The 5,358-nt window shown below is 55.4% G+C and carries 2 protein-coding genes and 1 pseudogene; all 3 read right to left on the bottom strand.

What is annotated here, in order from left to right:
* Nucleotides 1-173: 173 nt before the first annotated feature.
* Nucleotides 174-479: a hypothetical protein gene (locus tag QZL66_RS04385; protein ID WP_293601853.1), complete on the bottom strand. Its 306-nt coding sequence runs from the start codon at nt 477-479 to the stop codon at nt 174-176.
* Between the two features lie 5 nt (nt 480-484).
* Nucleotides 485-4,081, bottom strand: a complete 3,597-nt coding sequence (rpoC, locus tag QZL66_RS04380) for a DNA-directed RNA polymerase subunit beta' (RefSeq protein WP_022410529.1) — start codon at nt 4,079-4,081, stop codon at nt 485-487.
* Nucleotides 4,082-4,174: 93 nt separating this feature from the next.
* A pseudogene (locus QZL66_RS04375) lies at nt 4,175-5,358 on the bottom strand (DNA-directed RNA polymerase subunit beta); the annotation flags it as partial.

The following is a 5,358-nucleotide window of genomic DNA, read 5'->3' as shown; positions in this document are numbered from 1 at the left end:
TTCCTATGAACACAAGCTCTAAACAGTATCTTCCGGGATATTTCAAACGAAAACAAAGGCTTCCTGCACAAGCATGCGGGAAGCCTTTCTTGTTAGCCAAAAACAAAATGCCCCTGCGGCTTCGGAACAGTCCGATATCCGCAGGGGCATTTTTTCAGGGGAACGCTCCCCGATTATTTGGTTTTTGCAGAATCACTGCGAGCCTGCTTCTCTTCTTTCAGCTTCTTCATGGTGGGACGCATCACCAGAAAGACCGTACCGCCGCAGGCAACTGTAAAGATTGCCAGAAAGCTGAGAATTTTTCCGGTTTTTCCGGAGGATTCCTCCTCCGTGTCCTCTGCGGGATCCGCCGCAGAAGTCGTGGTCTGTACCGCAGGTTCTGCTGCACAGGTCAGTGCATTTCCCGAAACTGCCAGAATCCAAAGACTCAAAAGGCTGCAAAGCAGGAGCCTCCAGCGAATGCGTCTACGCTTCCCCATGGCCATTAGCCCAGCGGCGACGGCGAAATGGGTGCGGACGAAACGGCTGCGCTGTGATCCAGATAGGCGTCATTCTTGACAACCTTGACGCCGTTGTAGATATCCAGACCGGTACCGGCCGGAATCAGCTTACCAATGATGACATTTTCCTTCAGACCGTACAGGTGGTCGCTCTTGCCACGAATTGCCGCATCGGTCAGTGCCTTTGTGGTCTCCTGGAAGGAAGCCGCAGACAGGAAGCTGTCAGAGCTGGACGCTGCCTTGGTGATACCCTGCAGGATCGGCTCGATGGTAACGGCAGACAGATCGGTCTCGCCGGCATCCATCCGTGCCTGAAGCTCTTCGTTGATCTTCATGACCTCGTTGCGCTCTGCCATGGTGCCCGGCAGCAGCTGGCTGCTGCCAGCGTCGTCGATTTTCACCTTCCGCAGCATCTGGCGCACGATAACCTCGATGTGCTTATCGTTGATATCAACACCCTGCAGACGGTATACCTTCTGTACTTCGCTGATGATATAATCCTGTACTGCCTGTACGCCCAGAATGTTCAGGATGTCGCCCGGGAAGATACTGCCCTCTGTCAGGCGGTCGCCCTTCTTGACACGCTGACCCTCCAGCACGCAGATCTTGAAGTTATAGTGAATGGGATAGCCTTCCTTGTCGCCGTTGTCGCTGGTGATCCAGATGGTGCGCTGGTTCTTGATCTCCTCGATGTGCACCACACCGTCTTCCTTGGACAGGATAGCAGCGTTCTTCGGATGACGGCTCTCGAACAATTCCTCGACACGGGGAAGACCCTGTGTAATGTCGCCGTCACCGCCGGTACCAACGGCAACGCCGCCGGTATGGAACGTACGCATGGTCAGCTGTGTACCCGGCTCACCGATGGACTGTGCGGCGATGATGCCGACTGCCTCACCGACAGAAACCAGATTGCCGTTTGCCAGGTTTGCGCCATAGCACTTTGCGCAGACACCTCTCTTGGCACGGCACATGAGAACGGAGCGAATCTTGATGGATTCCACGCCGCTGTCCACGATCTTCTTGGCATCGGCGCTGGTGATCATCTTGTTCTTGGAGAACATCAGCTCGCCAGTCTGGGGATCGTACAGATCGTCCACCAGATAGCGTCCCTCCAGACGCTCTGCCATCTTCTCGATCAATTCATTGCCGCTGCGCAGCTCGTAAACCAGCAGACCGTCGGTTGCGCCGCAGTCGTGCTCCCGAATGATGACATCCTGAGAAACGTCTACCAGACGGCGGGTCAGATAACCGGAGTCTGCGGTACGCAGCGCCGTATCTGCCAAGCCTTTTCGAGCGCCTCGGGAGGAGATGAAGTATTCCAGAATGTTCAGACCTTCACGATAGTTGGAACGAATCGGCATCTCGATGGTCGCACCGGAGGTATTTGCGATCAGTCCACGCATACCTGCCAGCTGACGGATCTGTGCCTTACTACCACGGGCACCGGAGTCCGCCATCATGAAGATTGGGTTATATTTATCCAAACCGTTCATCAGAGCATCGGTAACGTCTTCCGTTGCCTTTGTCCAGATTGCGATGAACTTGCTGGACTTTTCCTTCGCAGAGATGTAACCGTACTCGTACTGTGCGGTCAGCTCCTCGATCTTGGCATCCGCCTCCTTGACGATCTCCCACTTTTCCTTCGGGATCTCGGCATCGCAGACGGCAACGGTCAGGGCTGCCTTGGTGGAGTACTTAAAGCCGGTTGCCTTGATCTTATCCAGCACCTCAGAGGTCGTGGTGGTGCCGTGAATCTTGATACAGCGGTCGATGATGTCCCCCAGCTGCTTCTTGCCAACGAGGAACGAAACTTCCAAATCGAACTGGTGGTCGGAGTTGGTACGATCCACATAGCCCAGATTCTGCGGGATATTCTCGTTGAAGATCAGACGGCCAACGGTGCAGTCCACGATCTTGGACACACGCTTTTCGCCGATGTCCTTGGTAATGCGCACCTTGATCTTGGCGTGAATGGAAACGTCGCCCTCGTGGTATGCCATCATGGCTTCGTTGATGTCACGGAAGATCTTGCCCTCGCCCTTTTCGCCGTCCTTATCCAGCGTCAGGTAATAGGAACCCAGTACCATATCCTGTGTCGGCACGGCAACCGGATGTCCGTCAGACGGTTTCAGCAGGTTATTGGCTGCCAGCATCAGGAATCTTGCCTCTGCCTGCGCCTCAGCGGACAGCGGCAGGTGCACTGCCATCTGGTCGCCGTCGAAGTCGGCGTTGAATGCGGAGCATACCAGCGGGTGCAGCTTCAGCGCACGGCCCTCTACCAGAACCGGCTCGAATGCTTGAATTCCCAGACGGTGCAGCGTGGGCGCACGGTTCAGCAGAACCGGATGGTCGTGGATAACATTTTCCAGTGCGTCCCAAACCTCAGCGGAAGCACGGTCTACCATTTTCCGTGCGCTCTTGATGTTGGTGATGACCTTGGTATCTACCAGCCGCTTCAGCACAAAGGGCTTGAACAGCTCCAGCGCCATTTCCTTCGGCAGACCGCACTGGTACATTTTCAGGCCAGGACCGACAACGATAACGGAACGGCCGGAATAGTCTACACGCTTACCCAGCAGGTTCTGACGGAAGCGTCCCTGCTTACCTTTCAGCATATCCGACAGGGACTTCAGCGCACGGTTATTCGGGCCGGTGACCGGTCTGCCATGACGGCCGTTGTCGATAAGGGCATCCACTGCCTCCTGCAGCATACGCTTTTCGTTGCGGACGATGATGTTCGGCGCATCCAGTTCCAGCATCCGCTTCAGGCGGTTGTTCCGGTTGATGACACGGCGATACAGGTCGTTCAGATCGGAAGTCGCATAGCGGCCGCCGTCCAGCATGACCATCGGACGCAGATCCGGCGGAATAACCGGAATCACAGTGAGGATCATCCACTCCGGACGGTTGCCGGACTGGCGGAATGCCTCGACGATTTCCAGACGCTTCAAGAGCTTCACACGCTTCTGTCCGGAGGGCAGACCGTTCAGCTCCATCTTCAGCTGTGCAGACAGTTCATCCAGATCGATCTCCTGCAGCAGCTTGAGAATTGCCTCTGCGCCCATCTCGGCAACAAAGTCGTCGTTATATTTTTCACGATATTCGAAGTACTCCTTCTCCGAGAGGAGCTGCTTCTTGACCAGATCGGTCTTGCTCTCCTTGCCCACATCCAGTACGATGTACTTGGTGAAGTAGAGCACTTCTTCCAGATGCTTCTGCGAGATCTCCAGCATCTGTCCGATACGGGACGGCGTCCCCTTGAAATACCAGATATGTGAAACCGGCGCAGCCAGTTCGATGTGACCCATTCTCTCACGGCGCACCTTGGCACGTGTGACTTCTACGCCGCAGCGGTCGCAGACCTTGCCCTTGAACCGGATCTTCTTGAACTTTCCGCAGTGGCACTCCCAGTCCTTTGTCGGTCCGAAGATGCGTTCGCAGAAAAGGCCGTCACGCTCCGGCTTCTGTGTCCGGTAGTTGATGGTTTCCGGACGTTCTACTGCGCCGTAAGACCACTCACGAATCCGCTCCGGCGAAGCAAGACCAATTTTGATGGATTCAAAAGTATTAAATTCCAAACCGTTACCTCCCACTACAATCTATGAGGAGGACTCGCCGCAGCGCCAGCGCCGCAGCAGTCCGTAATATTTGTGTTTCCTGTGAGAACGGTATTACAGCAGGTCGCTGTCTCCGTCGCCCATGTCATCCGAACCAAGATAGTCGTCGCCAAACAGATCGTCTGCATCATCGTCGCTGCTGCCATAACCGTCGGTGTCATCATAGTCATCGTCGTCATAGCCGCCTTCCCGGAACGACATACCGGCATTCTTCATATCGTCGTCCACGGTATCGTAACTCATGGTCTCGTCTGCATCTTCGGATGCGGAAACCGGCTGCGGAATGATGCTGTCATCCTCGTCGAAGTTTGCCTTGAGGTCGATCTCATTCTGCTGGCCGTCCAGAACCTTGACATCCAGACCCAGCGACTGCAGCTCCTTGATGAGCACCTTGAAAGATTCCGGAATGCCCGGCTTCGGAACATTCTGACCCTTGACGATTGCCTCGTAGGTGCTGACACGGCCGATGGTGTCGTCCGACTTCACGGTCAGGATCTCCTGCAGCGTGTATGCTGCGCCGTATGCTTCCAGCGCCCATACTTCCATCTCACCGAAACGCTGTCCGCCGAACTGTGCCTTACCGCCCAGCGGCTGCTGGGTAACCAGGGAGTACGGGCCAACGGAACGTGCGTGGATCTTATCGTCAACCAGATGGTGGAGTTTCAGGTAATACATATAGCCGACAGTAACACGATTGTCGAACTTTTCACCGGTACGGCCGTCATACAGCGTGAACTTGCCGTCCTCGCTCATTTCCAGTGCCTTGGGGTTGATGACCTTATCCATGGGCTTCAGTTCAAACGGATCGTTGCGGTGCGCCGCATTTCTTTCGTTTGCCTCACGGAAGCAGTCACGGATGTCTTCTTCGTGCGCGCCGTCGAATACCGGTGTCATGACGTGCCAGCCCAGTGCCTTGGCAGCCATACCCAGATGCACTTCCAGAACCTGTCCGATGTTCATACGGGAAGGTACGCCCAGCGGGTTCAGAACGATATCCAGCGGTGTTCCGTCCGGCAGGAACGGCATATCCTCTTCCGGCAGAATACGGGAAACGACACCCTTGTTGCCGTGACGGCCTGCCATCTTATCGCCCACAGAGATCTTCCGCTTCTGTGCGATGTAGCAGCGAACCAGCTTATTGACACCCGGCGACAGCTCCTCGCAGTTCTCACGGGTGAAGATCTTGACATCTACAATAATACCAGCTTCGCCGTGAGGCACCTTCAGGGAGTTATCCC

It is taken from the genome of Ruminococcus sp. CAG:330 (assembly GCF_000437175.1).
Lineage (GTDB): Bacteria > Bacillota > Clostridia > Oscillospirales > Ruminococcaceae > Ruminococcus_C.
This window is presented reverse-complemented; position numbering and strand designations above follow the sequence as displayed.